The organism is Sulfodiicoccus acidiphilus (assembly GCF_003967175.1).
Taxonomy (GTDB): domain Archaea; phylum Thermoproteota; class Thermoprotei_A; order Sulfolobales; family Sulfolobaceae; genus Sulfodiicoccus; species Sulfodiicoccus acidiphilus.
In genome coordinates, this window is sequence record NZ_AP018553.1 from 205,988 (window position 1) to 224,145 (window position 18,158).

At 45.8% G+C, this 18,158-nt stretch carries 16 protein-coding genes, 1 tRNA gene and 1 pseudogene; 6 read left to right on the forward strand and 12 right to left on the reverse strand.

The window, feature by feature from the left end; translation table 11 throughout:
• Positions 1-92 precede the first annotated feature (92 nt).
• Together HS1genome_RS01160 and HS1genome_RS01165 are read right to left on the reverse strand one after the other, a co-directional pair.
• A complete protein-coding gene (locus HS1genome_RS01160; RefSeq protein ID WP_126449148.1) occupies positions 93-1,331 on the reverse strand; it encodes an HD domain-containing protein in 1,239 nt (412 codons plus the stop codon).
• Positions 1,331-2,047 carry a purine-nucleoside phosphorylase gene (locus HS1genome_RS01165; RefSeq protein WP_126449149.1) on the reverse strand — a complete coding sequence of 239 codons (717 nt, stop codon included), beginning with the start codon at positions 2,045-2,047 and terminating at the stop codon, positions 1,331-1,333. The genes HS1genome_RS01160 and HS1genome_RS01165 overlap by 1 nt, the downstream gene beginning before the upstream one ends.
• A gap of 134 nt (positions 2,048-2,181) precedes the next feature.
• Between HS1genome_RS01165 and HS1genome_RS01170 the strand changes: the two genes are divergently transcribed.
• The gene (locus tag HS1genome_RS01170; RefSeq protein WP_229768263.1) at positions 2,182-2,742 is read left to right on the forward strand and encodes a zinc ribbon domain-containing protein; all 561 of its coding nucleotides are present in this window, start codon (positions 2,182-2,184) and stop codon (positions 2,740-2,742) included.
• Positions 2,743-2,842: 100 nt separating this feature from the next.
• Here the strand turns inward: HS1genome_RS01170 and HS1genome_RS01175 are convergent, their stop codons facing one another.
• Entirely contained in the window at positions 2,843-4,093 is a 1,251-nt protein-coding gene (locus HS1genome_RS01175; protein WP_126449150.1) for a nucleotidyltransferase family protein, read from the reverse strand.
• Between the two features lie 36 nt (positions 4,094-4,129).
• Between HS1genome_RS01175 and HS1genome_RS01180 the strand changes: the two genes are divergently transcribed.
• The 3 genes from HS1genome_RS01180 to HS1genome_RS01190 all read left to right on the forward strand — a co-directional run bounded on the left by HS1genome_RS01180 (position 4,130) and on the right by HS1genome_RS01190 (position 7,768).
• Positions 4,130-5,461, forward strand: a complete 1,332-nt coding sequence (locus HS1genome_RS01180) for a glycoside hydrolase family 57 protein (RefSeq protein WP_126449151.1) — start codon at positions 4,130-4,132, stop codon at positions 5,459-5,461.
• Positions 5,458-7,158 carry a glycosyltransferase gene (locus HS1genome_RS01185; protein ID WP_126449152.1) on the forward strand — a complete coding sequence of 567 codons (1,701 nt, stop codon included), beginning with the start codon at positions 5,458-5,460 and terminating at the stop codon, positions 7,156-7,158. The genes HS1genome_RS01180 and HS1genome_RS01185 overlap by 4 nt, the downstream gene beginning before the upstream one ends.
• A gap of 79 nt (positions 7,159-7,237) precedes the next feature.
• Entirely contained in the window at positions 7,238-7,768 is a 531-nt protein-coding gene (locus HS1genome_RS01190; RefSeq protein ID WP_126451257.1) for an NADH-quinone oxidoreductase subunit B, read from the forward strand.
• Here HS1genome_RS01190 and HS1genome_RS01195 read toward each other — a convergent pair.
• Positions 7,747-8,976, reverse strand: a complete 1,230-nt coding sequence (locus tag HS1genome_RS01195) for a glycerate 2-kinase (protein ID WP_158613655.1) — start codon at positions 8,974-8,976, stop codon at positions 7,747-7,749. The two genes, HS1genome_RS01190 and HS1genome_RS01195, sit on opposite strands and share 22 nt — an antisense overlap.
• Positions 8,977-9,001: 25 nt before the next feature.
• Positions 9,002-9,991, reverse strand: a complete 990-nt coding sequence (locus HS1genome_RS01200; protein ID WP_126449154.1) for an alcohol dehydrogenase catalytic domain-containing protein — start codon at positions 9,989-9,991, stop codon at positions 9,002-9,004.
• A 990-nt stretch (positions 9,992-10,981) separates the two neighbouring features.
• On the opposite strand from HS1genome_RS01200, the pseudogene HS1genome_RS01205 reads away from it, so the two are divergent.
• Positions 10,982-11,316, forward strand: a pseudogene (locus HS1genome_RS01205) (IS200/IS605 family accessory protein TnpB-related protein); the annotation flags it as partial.
• Positions 11,317-11,374: 58 nt separating this feature from the next.
• Here HS1genome_RS01205 and HS1genome_RS01210 read toward each other — a convergent pair.
• On the reverse strand, positions 11,375-11,815 hold the full coding sequence (locus HS1genome_RS01210) for a GNAT family N-acetyltransferase (RefSeq protein ID WP_126449155.1): 441 nt from the start codon (positions 11,813-11,815) through the stop codon (positions 11,375-11,377).
• A gap of 111 nt (positions 11,816-11,926) precedes the next feature.
• On the reverse strand, positions 11,927-12,109 hold the full coding sequence (locus tag HS1genome_RS01215; protein WP_126449156.1) for a hypothetical protein: 183 nt from the start codon (positions 12,107-12,109) through the stop codon (positions 11,927-11,929).
• A gap of 894 nt (positions 12,110-13,003) precedes the next feature.
• Between HS1genome_RS01215 and HS1genome_RS01220 the strand changes: the two genes are divergently transcribed.
• Positions 13,004-13,077, forward strand: a tRNA-Ala gene (locus HS1genome_RS01220).
• 772 nt (positions 13,078-13,849) lie between these two features.
• On the opposite strand, the gene HS1genome_RS01225 is transcribed toward HS1genome_RS01220, so the two are convergent.
• The 5 genes from HS1genome_RS01225 to HS1genome_RS01250 all read right to left on the reverse strand — a co-directional run bounded on the left by HS1genome_RS01225 (position 13,850) and on the right by HS1genome_RS01250 (position 17,677).
• Positions 13,850-14,194, reverse strand: a complete 345-nt coding sequence (locus tag HS1genome_RS01225) for a single stranded DNA-binding domain-containing protein (protein ID WP_126449157.1) — start codon at positions 14,192-14,194, stop codon at positions 13,850-13,852.
• 56 nt (positions 14,195-14,250) lie between these two features.
• A complete protein-coding gene (locus HS1genome_RS01230; RefSeq protein ID WP_126449158.1) occupies positions 14,251-15,093 on the reverse strand; it encodes a tRNA(Ile)(2)-agmatinylcytidine synthase in 843 nt (280 codons plus the stop codon).
• Complete coding sequence (locus tag HS1genome_RS01235; RefSeq protein ID WP_126451258.1) at positions 15,090-15,341, reverse strand: Lrp/AsnC ligand binding domain-containing protein; 252 nt, start codon at positions 15,339-15,341, stop codon at positions 15,090-15,092. The genes HS1genome_RS01230 and HS1genome_RS01235 overlap by 4 nt, the downstream gene beginning before the upstream one ends.
• A gap of 1,541 nt (positions 15,342-16,882) precedes the next feature.
• Positions 16,883-17,134 carry a sulfurtransferase TusA family protein gene (locus tag HS1genome_RS01245; RefSeq protein WP_126449160.1) on the reverse strand — a complete coding sequence of 84 codons (252 nt, stop codon included), beginning with the start codon at positions 17,132-17,134 and terminating at the stop codon, positions 16,883-16,885.
• A gap of 240 nt (positions 17,135-17,374) precedes the next feature.
• Complete coding sequence (locus HS1genome_RS01250) at positions 17,375-17,677, reverse strand: hypothetical protein (protein ID WP_126449161.1); 303 nt, start codon at positions 17,675-17,677, stop codon at positions 17,375-17,377.
• Between the last annotated feature and the right edge of the window lie 481 nt (positions 17,678-18,158).

The window sequence follows — 18,158 nt, forward strand, 5'->3', positions numbered from 1 at the left end:
TGAGTCCAGGCTGTTCACTTCACTATACTATTAGCTTAAGGAAAACCTCTGCTTGGTCAATCTAAGGTCCAAGACATCAATGGCCTCCAAAATTAACAGGTTGATTTCAACCATTCCAATAGGCTTCTAGCTCTATCGACCATAGAACTATTCGCCGTTTCATGAAAAGCTAGTACAACCTTATCTATTCTTCCAAGAGCTCCAGCTACTTTAGATACCGTTTTCATCTCCTTTGGGCCTTCCTTTGTGTATACGAATAGGTTCAGGGGGTCTTGGTCTGGAGCGTCGGAGAACTCGTGAAAAACGACCATCCCATCGGAGTCCCTCATTATATCGATGGCTTCCTTTCTAACTTGGTAAAACATCCTGGCACATTCGCCGTTCAGCTCCAAGTCCTTAGCCCTCTTGAACCCTTTCCTGAAAAGTATAGCATCGTGAGCATATCCTCCTTTCTTGCCCACCTCTGTCAGGATTCTGAAATCGGTCATATCGAGCAGTTCTTCGGACTTATTAGGTAACGAAAGCTCTCCATCCTTAAACATCTTGGCTAAAGCTAAGGCCAAGATTGCATTAAACATGCCCACTACACTGTGGAAATACACGTTCTGATACATGTGGGTCCTACCTAGAAGGAACTCCTCTGCTATTGGAACCCCCTTTTCCAACACTTGAAGCTTCCCGTCCCTGTATACCAATATTCGCTTGAGTCTCTCGAGATCGAAGAGGCCGTAAACTACGCCGGCGTAATAAGAGTCTCTTAAAAGATAATCTGACCTGTCTGCATCAATTGAACTTGAAATAATGTAACTGCAAAGCCTTTCTTCCTCACTCTTTGGGACGTCTAGAAGAGCGTCTTTGGTAAACTTGACCGGATCGGATATGTTGGTCTCCTTAGATATCTTCTCCAAGTTTTTAGCGAATTCCTCTTCAATAACTCGGAGACCTATATGCACATGAGTTTTCCGCCCGTTGTCTTCAAGTCTTAGTCCATATACTTTATTTGCCATTTCTAGTCCGAGCTCGAAGGTGTGAGAGAACGGTAAATGTCCTATATCGTGAAGCATTCCCACCGAGGAAACGAGGTTCACAAATCCTTTGCTTACGAAGTCAAGCCCACTATTTTCTCCAACCCTCTTCACTATCTCTGACGAGGCTTTCATTACTCCTAAGCTGTGCTCAAATCTAGTATGCGTCATCCCAGGATAGACATGACTTGCCAGACCGGTCTGAGATATGAACCTAAGCCTTTGGAATAACGGATTTGAAACTATCTCTATTTTGTCCTCATCTATTTCTATAAAACCATGTATAGGATCTCTAACTAGCTTCATCACTCTTCCTCCGCCAGCACCTCCAATATCGCCCTTGCGACTTGGTCTACCCTGTTCTCTAAAGTGGATCGATCAATCCATCTCTTCTCTCCTGTTAACTCATCGCTCACCACTAAGATCCCCGCAGTCTTGAGTCCCCTCATGTTACCTAGAGCGAAGAGAGTTGCACATTCCATCTCCACTCCAATATTACCTAAGCTGGCCCACCTGGAGACGAAGGAGCTATCCTCAGCGTAGAACGCGTCGCTGCTGAAAACGCTACCTTGCGCGAACTGGACTCCTCTATCTGACAACTTTTTCATTATCTTAGATGTGAGGATAGGCTCAGGAGAAGTAGAAATTGAGGCTGAGTTTCCTACGTATTGCCCTATTGTCCCCCCATGAAGATATGAGGCTCCAGTGGCCACAATTACGTCGCCTACTTTCAAATGTTCTACTAGCGAACCCGCCGTTCCCAGTCGAACAAAAGTCTTAACTCCTAGCATATACAGCTCCTCTACGACGATCGCCAACGATGGCCCTCCTATTCCGTGAGTAGCTACTGTAACTCTGCTCCCATTATAATAGCCAGTGAAGGTAAGAAAACCTCTGTTCTCATTAACTATTCTAGCTTCACTTAAAAGAGTAGCTACCTTCTTTACCCTTCCTGGGTCGCCCGCTATAAGAGCTACTGGAGCGACATCTTCCCTGCGGGCCAGTATATGAACTGGGTTCACAAAGCAGCCTGACTCTATCCCCTTTAAAAACAGTATCCTTAATATTTCGCATTCATGACTAAATATATTTTTAACACTCTACAAGTACAAACATAAAGGACAAACATTTAATTCCTGTCTAATTCATCCCGACTGTGGCTAAGGAATTATACTTTCCAAGACAGGTGGACCTCAACTACGTAGTGAATTCCCTAGTTTCCCAGCTTTCCAGCGAAGGCTATAAGGTTCAGTCCAATGTTGGAACAACGATGGCCGTAGTCCAAGCGAAGAAGGAGGGATTCCTCAGGACTCTCGTAGCAGCTAACAGAGCCTTCACCTTCACCTTCAACAATACGGTTAATGGGCTTCAAGTCAAGATAGGGATTGGAGCGTGGGTAGAAAACCTAGCGGCGACAGCCATAGAAACTGTAATTCTTGGTCCGATCTTCCTCGTCGTCGATGTGCCGGAGATGGTCTATAACGAACACATAGAGGGAAAGTTCGCTAGGATGATCGAAAACATAGTTAACCAGGCGCCATCCTCCTTTCAACAGGCTCCACCACCGTTTCAACCTCCTCAATCCGTGCCCCAGTACCAACCCATGCCTCAACAGCCTCAAGCCTCCCACCAACAATTTTCTTACTGTCCTAGTTGCGGAGGCCAGATTGCACCCAATTACAAATTCTGTCCTAGTTGCGGAACTAGGCTCTCCTAAGGATTTCCTTATATTTTTCACAGCTAATGTGTCGTTGCTGAATGGTGAGGATTGAGGTGATCTCTGATTAGTGATGAAGAAGTGAAGAAAGGAGCAGCGTTCAAACTATGACGCTGTCCTCTATTCTACTGCTTGTATTAATGAGCTTGTGAGGGTAGACCTTAGACCTTATTATCACAGTACCCTCCTCCACTACTACGTCGTCGCCCAAGGCGCTATTAACTATTCTGACCGGATTGTCCTTAGTTGATCTGATCTCACAATGCCTACCTATTATTGAGTTCTCAATTGACGCTCCTTCTCCTATGTAAACCCTATCCATCACTGCTGATCTGATGATTTTAGCCTCTGACCTAATGACACTGAAGTTATCTATAACGGACTCCTCTATGTAGGTTCCCGTTCCTATGTGGCAATGTCTTCCAATTAATATGTTTCCCTCCAGTTGGATTTCCTTTTCCTTATACTTTCTTCTTATATAGTTTCTCCTCCTAATAGAGTCGGGGCTCTGCCCTTGGATAAATATCCTCCTATCATCATCGATCTTCTTTCCAAGAAAACCCTCCTCAGGAACAGTCTTCAATAAAGTTAGCATGGCCTCCAAATACCTCTCTGGTGTACCTACGTCAAACCACAATTCGTCAGTCTGATATCCGTAGACGCTCCTTCCTGTCTCTATGAGATAGGGTATGAAGTCCTTACCGAAGTCCATCCTCCCCTCTCTCCTCATCTTGACTACTTCCTTCTCCTTGAAGATCTCCTTCACATCTGGAGATAGAAGGTATATTCCAGTGTTAACTAGGTTTGAAGGGGCCTGTTGGGGCCTCGGCTTCTCAACGAAGTTCTTGATTCTTCCATCCTCTTCCATCACTGCGACTCCGAAACCCTCCACTGAATCTAACCTCTTTAGGAGAATAGACATGGTAGCCTTCTTCTGTTCGTGGTATTCAACGAACTTCTTCAGGTCTATATGGAATAAGTTGTCACCTTGAATGACCATCGTAGTTTCGTTTACATCGTAGTACTCCATGTTTATTCTCACAGAATCTGCGTTTCCCACGCTGTCTATTCTAGGTTGATACTTGAAGTGCAACCTGGGCTTTATCTTATATCTCGAAGATAGCCCTATTCCCTCCTTGAAGTTATCGAATAACGACTTGTAGTTAACGTAACCTCTGACACCAAAAATGAATTCCTTTACTCCTTGTCTGGCCAACTCGAGTATTGGAAACTCCAACAGTGGCCTGTTAAGTATCCTGACTGTGGCCTTGGAGGTCTCTATCGTCAATGGTCTTAGTCTTAGGCCCTCTCCCCCAATGGGGATGATGACCTTCATTTTCGAGAGATCCATAATAGGATTTTAGCGGAATTCGCAAATAAGCAATGCATGAAACACGTGGCGATCGGTTTCGAGGTACATCAACCGTTTAGGGTAAGAAGGGATTACTTTTGGAACCCGAGGTATAGAGGGGATCTCGTAGAGCGTTTCTTCGACGAAACGCGTAATAGAGACATTTTCGAGAGAGTGAAACGCAACTGTTACGTTCCGGCGACAAAGATCATTCTAGAGGAAATAGATAGGGCCGAGGAAGAGGGAGTAGATCTCAAGTTCTTTTTTAGTCTATCTGGTACTCTCTTAGAGCAGGTAGAAAGGTGGGGTTCAGATTTCCTTGAGTTACTGAGGGAACTTAGATACACCAAGAAAGTGGAGTTCCTTGGTCAAACCTACTACCACTCCATAACGGGGACTTGGGAAGACAAGACGGAGTTCAGAGAACAAGTAAAGCAACATATTGCTCTAATGAAGGACCTACTCGACTACTCGCCGAGCATATTTGAGAATACTGAACTGCTCACCGATAGGTCCATAGCTAAGGAGGTGGAGGGTTTAGGGTTCAGAGGTATAGTCTTGGAGGGAAAAGAAAGCACACTTAAAGGTAGGAGTCCCAACAGACCATATAAACTGAAGGGAGGAAACATATCTCTCCTTTTTAGAAACTATAGGTTAAGCGACGATGTGGCGTTTCGCTTCTCCAATAAGTCGTGGGATCAGTACCCACTCACTGCCGAAAAATTCGCTGGCTGGATCAGTCAGTCGGAGGGCTATTACGCTCTGATATTTGTAGACTATGAAACGTTCGGAGAACATCATAGCAGACAGACAGGCATACTAGACTTTCTAAGGTGGCTTCCTAGGGAGTTGGAGAGGAGGGCTGTAGAGACAGTTGTACCTTCGGATGTCGTGAACGAGTCCATAGAGGAAATGGATCTAGATTCCCTCTCCTCTTGGGCAGATGTGAGAAAAGACGAGAGTGGTTGGTTAGGCAATCAGATGCAGAGAGCTTACGACGAATTGGTCCTGAGATCGGAACTGCCGTCTAAGGAGTTGGGAGGGGAGTTCCTAAGGACTTGGAGATACTTTACAACTAGCGACAACTACTACTATATGTACGTCGGCGAGGGTGGTCCAGCCGAGGTTCACTCTTACTTCAATGCCTATGATTCCCCAGTGGAGGCGTTCATAAACGAGTTTTACGCCCTCTCAAGGCTACTCGAAGAAGAGCTCAAGTCTCTTAACATCGATAGAGAACCTTTCTTTTTCTATAAGGGAAACAGAAAATTTAATGTTGCTTGGAATGAGAAGCAAGTTGAGGAAATTTTGCATCGAGATCAGTCTTTGAGGGATCATCAAAGGTTTGTGAAGGAGTGGTTGCAATGAATAGAGTGGAGTCGCTGTGGTTCGACGATCAACTAAAGAGTGTTCTAATGTTTTCCTTTGAATTGTTCAAAGTGGCATCAGGAGGAGGGTTAGGAACCGCAGTGTACGGACTTTCCACTGCGTTAGCAAGAGCCGGAGTAAAGACCACTGTAATCATGCCAAGCCACGGAAGGCATTTGAGCGATCCTCATAGATCCTCCCTAGGTCTGAGGGAGATCGATGTAAAGGTTTACGGGGTGAGACGTGGGGAGAACGGTGCGCATTATAGGTATGCCATCGGAGCCGAGGCTGGGAGATTGGACGGAGTCGAAGTCATTCTAGTGAAGGGACTAGACTATGAGACTGGGAGAATATTGGACAGTTGGGGAGTTTACGACTGGAGCCTGGAGAAGTCGGCCTTGTTTGCTAGAGTCGCTCCTGCCTTGGTACAATACTTGTTGAACAGAAGGGAAATACCCTCACTCATACATATTCATGACTGGCACTCCGTTCTAGCGGGCACGGCTTCCAAATACGAACTGGAGGTTAGACGGGTGATCGTGCCAACCGTCTTCACCGTTCATCTCCTCAACAAGGTCGGAGTTCCATGGCATTACGCCTCAGAGGAGTGGGCTGGACTTCAGAACTGTCCGCACTACATCTGGTCCGTAAGTAAGCACGTCCTTAAAAGAACTAAGGAGGTATGGGACGAACTTTCGGCAGGATTCATAGAGAGGTTCGGCGCCTATGAGGCAGATCTCCTCACGTCAGTTAGCTCCAATTACCTGAGGGAAGTCATAGAGTTCGTAGGTTACTGGGCCGAAAACAAGTCCTGTGTGACCTATGACGGGACAGATTGGAACTTAGAGGAGGTGGAAAGGCTGGCTGAAGGTGTCGGAATCAGGGACAGGGCACAACTCAGGACCAGGTTGCTTTCGTCCCTCCCATCTATGAAGGTCGTTCCAGAGGACTTTTCCACCGGAAGCATATTGTGGCAACACAAGGGAGCCTTAGGCATACGAGACGATTGGACATACGAACCACTGGCCCCAGGGCAGCTGGTCCTTTTCACTGGCAGAGTAGTGTACCAGAAGGGACTAGACCTACTTCTTAAGTCCTTCAAAAGGGTAGTCAATAGAGTTCCAGACGCCAGGCTCGTGGTACTGGGTATACCTGGGAAGGAATATGACCTCTTAAGGGAGGTAGTAAACGATGCGTCTGCCTTACCCAATAATGTCAGACTCCTGCTCAGTTCGAGTATAGACAGAGCAACCTACAAGTTATTCCATTACGCTGCCTCAGTGTTTGTGTCCTCATCGAGGTGGGAACCCTTTGGAATAAACGTGATTGAAGCCATGGCTGTGGGAACACCTGTGGTGGGGTATAGAGTGGGAGGAGTGGCAGAGACCGTGGTTGACCTCAGGTACAACGCTGATGGTACTGGCCTCCTAGCTAGGCCCGAGAGCGTTGAGGAGCTGGCCGATTACCTATCCTCTGCCCTCCTCCTTTCTAAGGCGGCTGAGGAATCAAACATGGAGACTCTTAGAACCCAATCAGTAGTGAGCACTGACGACGTCAGGTTGTGGCTTAAGATCAGACAGAACGCTATCAACAGGGTGAGACAGAACTTCACTTGGGACGCTGCAAGGGACAGGGTACTTGAGTGTTACAAAAAGGGTGCAGAAATGGCCCGATATAGAACAATGGCTTCTTTTTAGAAAAAAATTAATACAAATACAACTTATTTAGATCTTAAGCAACCTATTTTAGGGGATGAGATGATATAGATGGTAGGTGATAACTACGGAGAAACAAGAACTGCTCCTAACTGGGAACGTGGAAAGCGCTGCGAAGAAAGCAGCCAAGTGGCTACTGGAAAGGAAGCCGGTGAAAACGCTAAGAGATTGGGGCATATCGTTCTCCTTATGGCCTCCTCACCTAACGACCAGTTGTTGCGGTACTGAGTTTGGGGCCTTTGCGGCTGCTAGATTCGACTCGGAGAGGTTCGGTCTACTTCCTTTCAGTGGCGCAAGGCAGTCTAACCTTTTGGTCATTGAGGGGACTATGACTAGAAAGATGGCTAGGGCAGTAAGGGTAGTTTACGAGCAGATGCCTGAACCTAAGTACGTTATAGCGATGGGAGCGTGCTCATTGGAGGGGGGAATCTTCTGGAATTCCTACAACCTAGTTTTGGCTAGCGAGATCGGAATACCGGTCGATATATATCTTCCTGGGTGTCCTACAAGACCTGAGGCCTTGGCGAGGGGTCTCTTAATGCTTCAGCAAAGAATAAGGGGAAAGACCGCTCAGGCAGTAGTCAACACATAAACGTTATTTACATTTGTGTGTGTATAACCCGTCTTTATTACCACACCTGCTTTTGCGAGCGGAGTATAAGTATCGTGGTTGTTGATGTATTCATCTATATGATCGATAACTAAGGAACTGCTTAATATAGCCCCGGCAAACTCACTATTGCCATCAATTCCGTCGGTTGCGTACGCAAGTAAAGCGAAACTATATCTCTTTAACAACTTAAGGAGATGGAGGCTAAGTTCGCTGTTCCTACCTCCAATTCCACCCTCCCCTCTAACCGTGACTTCAGGTTCTCCTCCCAATATTAGAGAAAAAGGCCGAGAGAGAGGCATTCCGTAACTCAAGCAGCTCTTAAAAATTGACGCAATCACTTTCGAAACCTCACTCACCTCACCTTGGAGTTCTGACGTGAGGATCAGTGGGTTTTGAAAGAGCGGAGCTATCTCTTTTAAAACCGTCATATTGTCAAGAACTAGGTAACTTACTGTATCAAGTTTCTTCGGAGTCTCCTCCAACTCACCGTTAACCCCCCTTCTAAGAACCTCTAGTGCCCTGCCCTGGATACCCACTCTCTCAGCTACTTTAAGCGCGTCCAGGAAAGTACTGTCGTCTGGAACTGTTGGTCCGCTCCCTATGGTGGAGAGATCGTTTCCTGGTACGTCACTAACTACCAGATTAACTATCTTCCCTTTACTTAATTTGGCCAACTTTCCACCCTTTATTTTAGAGAGGTGTTTCCTCACACTGTTTATCTCTGTTATTGATAGCCCAGAAGTAACCAACACCCTGTTCACCTCTCTCAACTCGCTAAGTTCTATCAAGGGAACCTCTATCATCGCAGAGGCGCCACCCGATATCATGAAAAGCAAGGTATCATAGTCCCCGCTGGCTACCTCCTTCATCACTTCTTCACCCGCTCTCAAGCTTAACTCGTCTGGGTTAGGATGAGAGCCGTGAATCACTCTTGCTCTATCTAGAGAGACATCTACTCCGCTGGGAATTACAGCGAGACAGCTCTCAGGCTTAACGTAATCTAAGGCCCACCTAGCCATAGGATATGCCGCCTTTCCAACCGAGATCACCTTAGTCCTTCCTAGTCTATGTTCGTTTCCCATTACTTCCAAGATCCCATCCTTCACCTTGACTAAACGGCTTAGGGCTTGATAGGGATCTGCGGCTTTTTGTAACTTCGGCAATGTTGACCACAATCGTTCCTCCATTAGCATAGTGCTTGACCCACCCTCTCTATGAAACATTTATTAGTACTCTCCCATCTCTTTCTCTAGATAGAACTGACCTAACTGCGTCGGCTCCCTCTTCAAGCTCAAACTCCTTCCACACCCTAACCTTGCAGTCCCTACATATCTCAACTAATTCGCTAAATTCACGGAGGCTGCCTCTGTTAGTCCCGATGAGTTTCACATGCTTGGAATAGAGCTTAGAAAGGTCTAGCTTCACTTCATGTCCAGTGAGGGTGCCGAAGGTTACAAGCTTAGAATCCACTCCCAGAAGGTTCATCCCAGAGTCCCAGAACCCAGCTCCTAGCGAATTGATTACCACGTCGGCCATCTTACCATCTGTAACTTCTCTTACCACCTTCTCAGCCTCTGAGTAATCCACTACCTCATTCGCACCCAGCTCCTTCGGCCAACTCTTCCTGCTTACAGCGATCACTGTCGCCCCCATCTTCCTCGCCAACTGAGTGGCGAACATCCCAGTGTTACCCGATGCACCTAGAACAACCACTATGGTTCCTAACTTTACTTCAGCCTCTTTCAATGCGTGATAGGCAGTGAGTGCTGCCACAGGTAGGCTTGCAGCTATTTCTTCTGGTCCATCGAACTTGAACGCCTGTAGAGAATTAACTGCGATTTTCTCAGCGAACCCTCCGTCAGTATCTACGCCTATTCTTCCCCCATTTCTGCATAACATCTCACGTCCCTTGATGCACATATCACACCTCCCGTCGAAGAACCTAGTGTATATCGCGACCCGATCTCCCTCGCTGAATCCCTTTACTTCTTCTCCTAATTGGCTCACTGTCCCTGTAAATTCGGTACCAGGAATGTGTGGTAGAGGCGAGACCTTCAGAGAAGTAATGGTGTAATAGTCTATAGGGTTAACACTCGCTTTAGTTATATCTATAAGAAGCTCTCCTCTTTTAGGATGTGGATCCTCTACTTCTGTCAACCTAAGGTCCTCCAAACTTTGTCTACCAAACTGAAGAGCCCTCACCTTATCTCACTGCGAATCTCCTCTTACGCGAATCAAAACATTTAACTTTGTGGGGTTGAAGGCTTTCCTTACGCTAAAGAGGGCGAGTACCCCCTAGGAGCATTTCATCTCGGAAACTCGCACAGAGACAGTACTACGAGTGTGAGAGCTGGATTCAGTCGTTTATGACCGGGATTCGTGTGGGTAGATGGATAACAGCCAGCGACCTTACTTCACTGAGTTTCGTGGAACTCCTGTAGGAGAGGTAGCCAAGAGAAGCGAGAAATTCTCGCCGCGAGACGGGGATCTCCCATCCTTAAGGGGCTGAGACAATTCACATCACACAAGCCCATAACAGAAATGAAATTTATTTCTTTTATAATTTTAAATCGGAGTTAAGAAATGTTGAGAGAGTTTGGGTGATGGTTAGACCCTACTGTATTCGATGAAGTACTAGACGGCGATAATGTAGAGCGAAGTTAAATTTCACTTGCTTAACATATAAAGAGTGAAGAGTTGACGCGGAGGTGTTCCCACACGGAGAGGACCATGTTTAGGGATTATGGGCGTGAATTCACTGACTCTGCGTTGAAAAATGTAACCTATAACTCTATTCATTCTGGAGAAACTGAATAGGCGAGGGGCGTTCAAAGACACAGACGAATTCCCTATCGATGAATGTTTTAAGGAACTTTTGGAGGAGATGTAGCGAGTAAGTGAACTACCCCGCCCTCGCGGACGGGGCGTCCTCGCGGTGAGTCCCGCTCCTCGGAGGAACCTCGATCTCCTTACGTAGCGGAGGTTCGGTGGAACCTTTCTGTGAACAGTACGGAAGGGGGATCACGGAGGGTTTCCTCTCCACGGGCGCGAGTTCCCCCAGTCCAGAGGGTGCGACCCAGCTCTCACAGTAGAGGTCGTAGAAATAGTATTTTGACAACCGTAAAGAGGTTTACATAAGGGGGCTGTCCGTCCTCACGGAAGGGGACTTCCGTCCCCTCAACCCCCGTTAAGTTAAAGAAATACTCCCATCGGGAGATGAACCGCGTGTTGGACCACGTCCACAAGTTCGTGAACGGACTCCTGGAGGCGTACCCCGTGACCACGTTCGCAGTTGAAAGGTTGAACAAACAGTCCATGTTCGAAGACGCCGGTAATTCCCTATCCAGAAAGATCTCCAGGACCGTCTGGAGGACCATTCACAGGATCCTCAAGTACAAGGCCCCGTTTTACGGTTCTTTCGTTAAGGAGGTGGACCTTCACTTCACTTCCAAGTCCTACCCCAGATGTGGGTTTCCCGAAAGGTCGGCGGGACTTTTAGGTGTGAGAGGTGTGGGTTCACTCTAGATTCGGGTCATGGATTAACTTCAAGCAAGGATAGCTGAGGTAATTTTTGAGGAGACGGCTTCAACTGAGTTTTAACACACCTACTATCTCCTCGTCGTCGAAAGTTAGAGTAAATCCCAGCTTCTGGCCTAACGAGATCATCGCTCTGTTTTCTGGGAGCGTATAAAACTTAACCTCCTTCATACCTGTTTCCTTAGCATGCTTAATAAGTTCCCTTACGAGCCAGGTACCTAGATGAGATTTCCTGTAGTCAGACGCCACTACTACCGAAAACTCGCCGTCTTCGTGAAGGGTCGCCTCGCCTACCACCTCACCTCCGACTTCTGCGACTACCGTGTAGTGATCTTCCTCTTTAGCTAGTTTCATCGCCTCCTCTGGGCTAAGTTTGTAGATGTGAAAGAACCTCAGGTATAGGTCTTCCTCCGATAGAGACTCATAGAGTCTCAGTACATCTCTCCAATCGTCCTTAGTTATCTGCCTTACTTTTACAAGAGCTTCCATAGTTTATACTTTTTCCTTGTAGTATAAAAAGGGTTATGGCCACAGACTTACAAAAGTGAAGATCGATATATCATCTAAAATACAGATCTAAACATAGATGTGTGCAACTGTCTACGAAAGTTCCACCTGAGCTTCGTCTTCGACAAGAAAGTCGTTAATTACCTTCTCTACGCCCCTATTCATCATCTCTTTAACGAGGCCCATGAGAGCAACTCGAGCGATCTCAGCGCAATCTGGAGGAATCCTCTCTTCTAGATATAGAGAAACAAACTTAATCAATCTGGTCTCATCCATGTTATCACATCCTATCTTTCTAACTCTGAGGGTAAGGCGAAAGTGAGCATAATTAAGTAAATTCATAACAGCAAATCTACTCTTAATTCATTTTTAGGGTAAATAGAAAACGGGTCCTAATTCACAAATTAACCTTCATTGATACCTCGACAGGCTAACCGTATTGGTCAGAGTTTTGCTTTGTCAGTTGGCATTTGGAATCCCTGATTTCCTCCTCTTTATGTTTCGGAGGCGAACTTCATTAGGTAGGTTGGCGAGAACTGAGAGAAGTCTCGATCAGGATATAGTTTCGGAATTAGCTGTGGGTCATAGCGAAAGGAAAACACTATCGTTTACCACCGTTCTATCTTAAACGAAATTTATAAGATTACAAACTATACCTGATTAATTTATAGTCTTCTGTTTAATTATAAATTTAGACTGTATTCTTAACGACTTCTGTGGTAAACTGTAGCTTCGTATATAGACTAGTGTTGAATGGAAGCTAATAAAATAAATATATTTAATATATAAATAAGAAAAATACTAACAGTCACCCTGGTACTATGTTTAGCAGACTCCCGTGGAGTTGATAGTGATTTAGTTAGTCCGTAGGGGGTGAAGTCATAGAACCTTATTTGATCCTTAATTTAAGGTAGGGGCCCGCGATAATCCTCTATTACAAGATTAAGACGCTGAGCCGACTATCATTGTGTAGTAACCTTTTTAATCCTCTCGATGGATCGCCTCATGGCGACTGGGACATGTAACCCCTGCCCAGTGCCGCCTGAGAGGGGACGGGACAAATGAAATAAATAGGAAGAATCTGTACTACCTTTAAACTCCGTTACAATGCAACGAATATGCTACTGACAGTGAAGGTAGTATATAATGGAAGGGAATGCCCCCAAGTACGGGCCGGTAGCTCAGCCTGGAAGAGTGCTCGGTTTGCACCCGAGAGGTCCCGGGTTCAAATCCCGGCCGGTCCACAGGGGAATTTTCCACGTCCCCTTTCATCATTCTTCAAAATGGACTATATGGGCCACTCCCTTCTAGGACTCGAATAGACTCACCTTATCTATACACAAATTTAGGACCACGTTCTTGGTAGGCAAGGGCTTAGAGGGACTTCTCACAGGGAAGTTCCACCTTGGAACATTTCCTGGACTCTCTCCAGAAAGTGAGTGATATTGATGTCTCCATTTGAGTTGCATCTAGCCCATAACGAAGCCCGACTCTCTCGTGGTTCCTGAAAGGACACAAGGGAAGAAGCTCAAACCTAGAAAGAAAATTATTAGCCCCATAACCTGCATCCATTGACCTCTGATTTAAGAGGGGTCAACGTTAAAAAGGGAACTCTCGTTGATATAATCTTACCTTCTCCAGTTCGAGTTAGTTTATCCTGATGAGAGTTCAAAGGAGATCCCCATCGTCGGGGGATGGGTGCCCTCCTTTGTGAATTTATGAAGTTCAGTGAGCACATCGTCCACATCGTTTATGAGTCAGTATGGCTGAACAGTTCGACAAACTTCCTTATACACCACTACTCCAAAAGGCGGATGTACCTTACCCTAGGATAATGTGGCTCAGAGGAGTAGGAATTCTCGATCCTCATGAGAAAATGGTTCGCTATAGCCGACTTTTTATTAGAAGATGTAGTTGATTTGGTAGAATCTAAATGTTAGCTTTCAACTTATTCCAATCTAAAACCGAACATTTTAATTAAGACCATTCCGATCGGCAGAAAGTATATTCATGCTTCTAACCGTCCAAATTGCCATTTGACAACCCCGGCAGAAATAATGGTCTAGTTAGATGTCTATATAGGGGCGCCTGATATGTGCCTAAACTGAGCCCTCGATGGACTTCAATGGCTCTTCTTACACCATTAAAACGGTGATGGCATTTCCTGCATCTGTAACCTCCTCTACTTCCTAGAGATTCAGTGCTCGCTCCACAGAGGGGACACGTCGGGTTTTCATATAGGAGTTCACTTTTTAACTCCACTACTACCATCCTTTCCAGTTCCACTATTTTCGATAGTCTGGACGAGGGCCTCACCGCTCCTACTATGATTATTCTGTCCCCAGGCCTGAGCTCGCTCACTGCTCTATTGAGCTCTCTCGTCTCCTTAAATGCAACAACACTTCTCCCGGAACAGTTCAGTAGTACATCCCCCCTTTCAGGGAACTTATTCCGTTTACCTCACACTCTTCCATTATCGTTCCATAGGGCTTACTTGATGGTTTCAGTAAATGATGATCACTGTGTTGATTTGTTTTATAAATTAAATATCCGTCAATCTCCTCGTGTAGATTTATTACTGAAGGAATCCAATTGAGCAGCTCGAAGCTCAACCCTCTAATTCCCATTAGTACAGGGTCATTCCCTCTGGACTGAACTAGAGGCTTCCTCTTAACATAGTCGTAATTATAGAATAGTAATGGAAAGAATGAATCCAACTGCCTGATTTGGTCTTCATCGATCACCCTCGTGGTTCCCCATTTTTCCATCCTTCGATAGAATATTAGTTCATATGTGTAAGGACTGGTAAACCCCATCGAGGCCAGCGCTCCTATCACGCCTCTACCCCCGCGAAGGATGGCACCGTGTTTCGCAGCCAGTTTTCGGGCTACTTCTGGGAGAACTACCTCAGTTACAGCCGATTCGTATAGCCTGGACGCCCACTGACCGAGGAACGCCTCGTCTATCAGCGCCAATCCAGGGCTCCTCTTGTACTTATACCCCTGGGAAACCTCATTTACGTACCTCTCGGTCTCATCCCAAATCAGGTCAGCTAATTGTAAGAGATCTCCTTCATATCTTACCCTCACCCTCACACTCGCGTTCCCCCGGGTTTTCCAAGGAATGTTAGGGTTAAGTCTGACTAGGTACGGTAAATCTACTAGCTCGAGTCCAAATTTCCTTAACAGTACGAAAAGGAAATGTGTAGTACATCCGCCTCTTGGAGAGTCGTGATCATCGAGGCCAATACTAACTATCATTTCCTTACTGCCGACCTATCCTCCATTACTATCATTGTCAGAGTGGACCTTACCTTAGGTAATCTCCTTATGGTATTTGTTACAAAGTCCCTTAGCTTATCCATAGTCTCGAGTTCCACCTTAGCGACTATATCATATACACCATATACTACATAGACCTCTGTAACTTCAGTCATAGATCTAAGTTTATTGTAAACCTCCTCTTCTCCGCCCGCATCCGTATTTATTAATACTAAGGCAGATGCCATTACGACCCACTCCCTTATTGCATACTTTCCTATTAAGTTTACGATCTCGTTAAATGTGAGCATGATAATCTGGTTTTCAATAAACAAGTAAAAAGAGGACGTCGATAAGAAGACTATCATTCGTGTCCCTGCGTTAAAAGAAGAGCTACGTTTACAAAAATTGGGGTTAAGGGGGCGGAAAGCCTCGCCCTTCACGGGGGTGAACAGCCCCCTTGTATTTATACTTCTTTGTGAAATTTCTCTTAGTGGTACTAACGACGCTCCTCCCCAGCTCGATCGAGGGCTTAACGGGACTGTGGGAGGAGCAACCATCGTCTCTCTTCTCTCTTAAGGGACTAGAGCTTTGCGATGAAAGTCCCCTCCTCTTCAAATGGGAGTGGATCTCTGATCCACTCGACTGCCCACCAAACGAGACATGTAAACCCGAACCGATGGTGGGAACGACGATCCCTTTGGGAGGGAACCATCGCCCTTCCAGGGCGGGGAGGAAGTCAGAATGAGCACCTATAGACCTCTTCTAACTTCCTCGCCACCCCGGAAGGGATTCCTCCACGGTGATTACCACCGTCGATCTAGGGGCTGCGGCCATCGTTTGGTGGAAGTATGTAGTCTAGAGAACTTTCACTTACATAACGGGGGTCAGGGGAAGTCCCTCCCATGAAGTAGGGAACGGCCCCCTTATAGAAATGTTTTTATGCAATAAATTGATAAAATAATCTTTGGGCCACGGCTGTAAAAGCTAGTCGTACCCTGGGACTGGGGAGCTCATGCCTATGGAAGGCGATCCTCTGTAACCCCTCTTCCACACGGACCATTGCAGAGTGGTTCCCTGGAACCTCCGTTATGGTCAGGGGGATCGAGGTCGCTCAGAGAAACGAGAAATGCTCGTCGTGTGTACGCTCCGTCTGTGAGAGTGGGGTAATTCACGGACAGGGACTAATGGGGAGCTGGGATGTCCCTCATAGAACTCCTCTGGATCCCAGCGGGATGAGCATTTCTCCCCTCACCTCTGTCTTTCAATCAAGTTAGAGGGGCAAGCTATATATAGCTAAAAAGACTTTAACGCGTTCGTGTGGCATTCGTTACTTTTAATTGCTTCTAAGCATCGTTTCGATGCTAATTGAGTTTGTGCTATATTACCCAGAAATTTCCCGCGACGCCCTCCCAACCGACGACGGGCACCGCCCAAGAGGTCTCGGGGGTGACGGATGTCTGATGGGAGGGCGGCGGCCTCTTCGACCGGCCCAATGAGTTTAAGGTTTGTGATCACTCAAGGGGTTTTCGCGGAGGAATCGAAAGTAAAAGTGGATGAGTTACGTCCTGGGTAAACACTTTCCAAAGGGACACGACTTTCTACAGAGGGCGTCAGTCCGGAAAGCGAGGTCCTCCCTGTCCTTAACGTCTACATTCAGTAGATGAGTTCGTTTTGTTCTATCACCAAATCCTAAGGACAGAAAACTCGAATATACACTAATACACTAATCAAAACGCGATTATTCAGATATTCTTGAGAAAATTCCCGATCACCTAAAATTTAGAAACTAGCATGTTGACTCTATTTTCTCTGCTCTATTTTCCACTCTCTCGAAGATCACGTAATATTTCCCTTCCTTTTTGTATGAATCCAACACCTTCTGCTGCAATGTCTTCGCACCTTCTAGTAACATGTCGTAGCACTTTGGATCGGAAGTTATCACTTCCAGCTGTTCACCGTTTTTCATTTTTATTAGGGTTGCAAACGACTTCATAAAGGGAATTGGGCATTCCTCCGTTGTAAGATCTAACACTTGCATATGGCATAACACTCCCCCTACACAGATATATTTTTAGTCGTCTTAACGCGAGTTCAACGAGGAAAGACCCACATAGAACAATAATATCATCCTTGCATGTCTTTAAATATTCTTGCTATATTTACCCCCTTATAGTGAAGAATCTTAGCTCGTGGCGAACATGATATTGATGGGAGGTTAACCAGGAAATGAAGGAAAGAGAAGAGACCATTCATTTTCGATGAAATAGTGAATTAGACTCTAGGAGTTTGCCATATCTGTATACTCATGTTGGAGCATTTCGTCTATTGTAGCCAGTGACCTCGACACTCCTTCTAGAACTTTTTCGTAGTTCTCTGTTCTTAATCCCGCATCTATTTCGTCTATATATGTAATGAGCCGTTCATCTTTAGAAAATTTTTTCAAGAACTCACCTAGCTCTCTTTGCGCCCACCTGAATACGGTCCTTTCCTTTCTTTCCTCTATATGCATTTTGACCTTCTCTAGAGAAGTCTTAGCTAATAACATATCCTGAAGTCGTAGAAAACGGGCGGGAGAGGACATTTCACAAACATTTATCACTGCATTAATATAGTGTTATCGATGGAAACCACTGGGAGGTACTATGGACAGGTCCTCTTGATGGGAATTGTTGTGGCGGTGTTCTCTCTTCTACTAGGCCCTTTGGCGCCCATTTCCGAACCGCTACTATACAGTACGAGAGTAGGCGTGTATGATCTTGCCCCACCTGTGTACCTATCCTTCGCTGCGTTTGTCTCGCTCATGTTCTTTATCGTTTCAGCCATCCTTTTTTGGGGGTCTAAGTCAAAACTACCTAATTTACTGATAGATGGTTCTGGCTTAAGTTTGATTGCCCTAAATTATATAAATTTCTTTGTTATCTGGGAAATTTGGAGACCAGTTGTCTATCCTGTCCCGTTTTTTCTTATAGTTCAATACAACGGAGCAAAGGCTCTGCAGCTCGATTGGGCGCAAATTGCCGCTGTTATAGTTTTATATCGTTTGTACAGATATCACCTCAGAC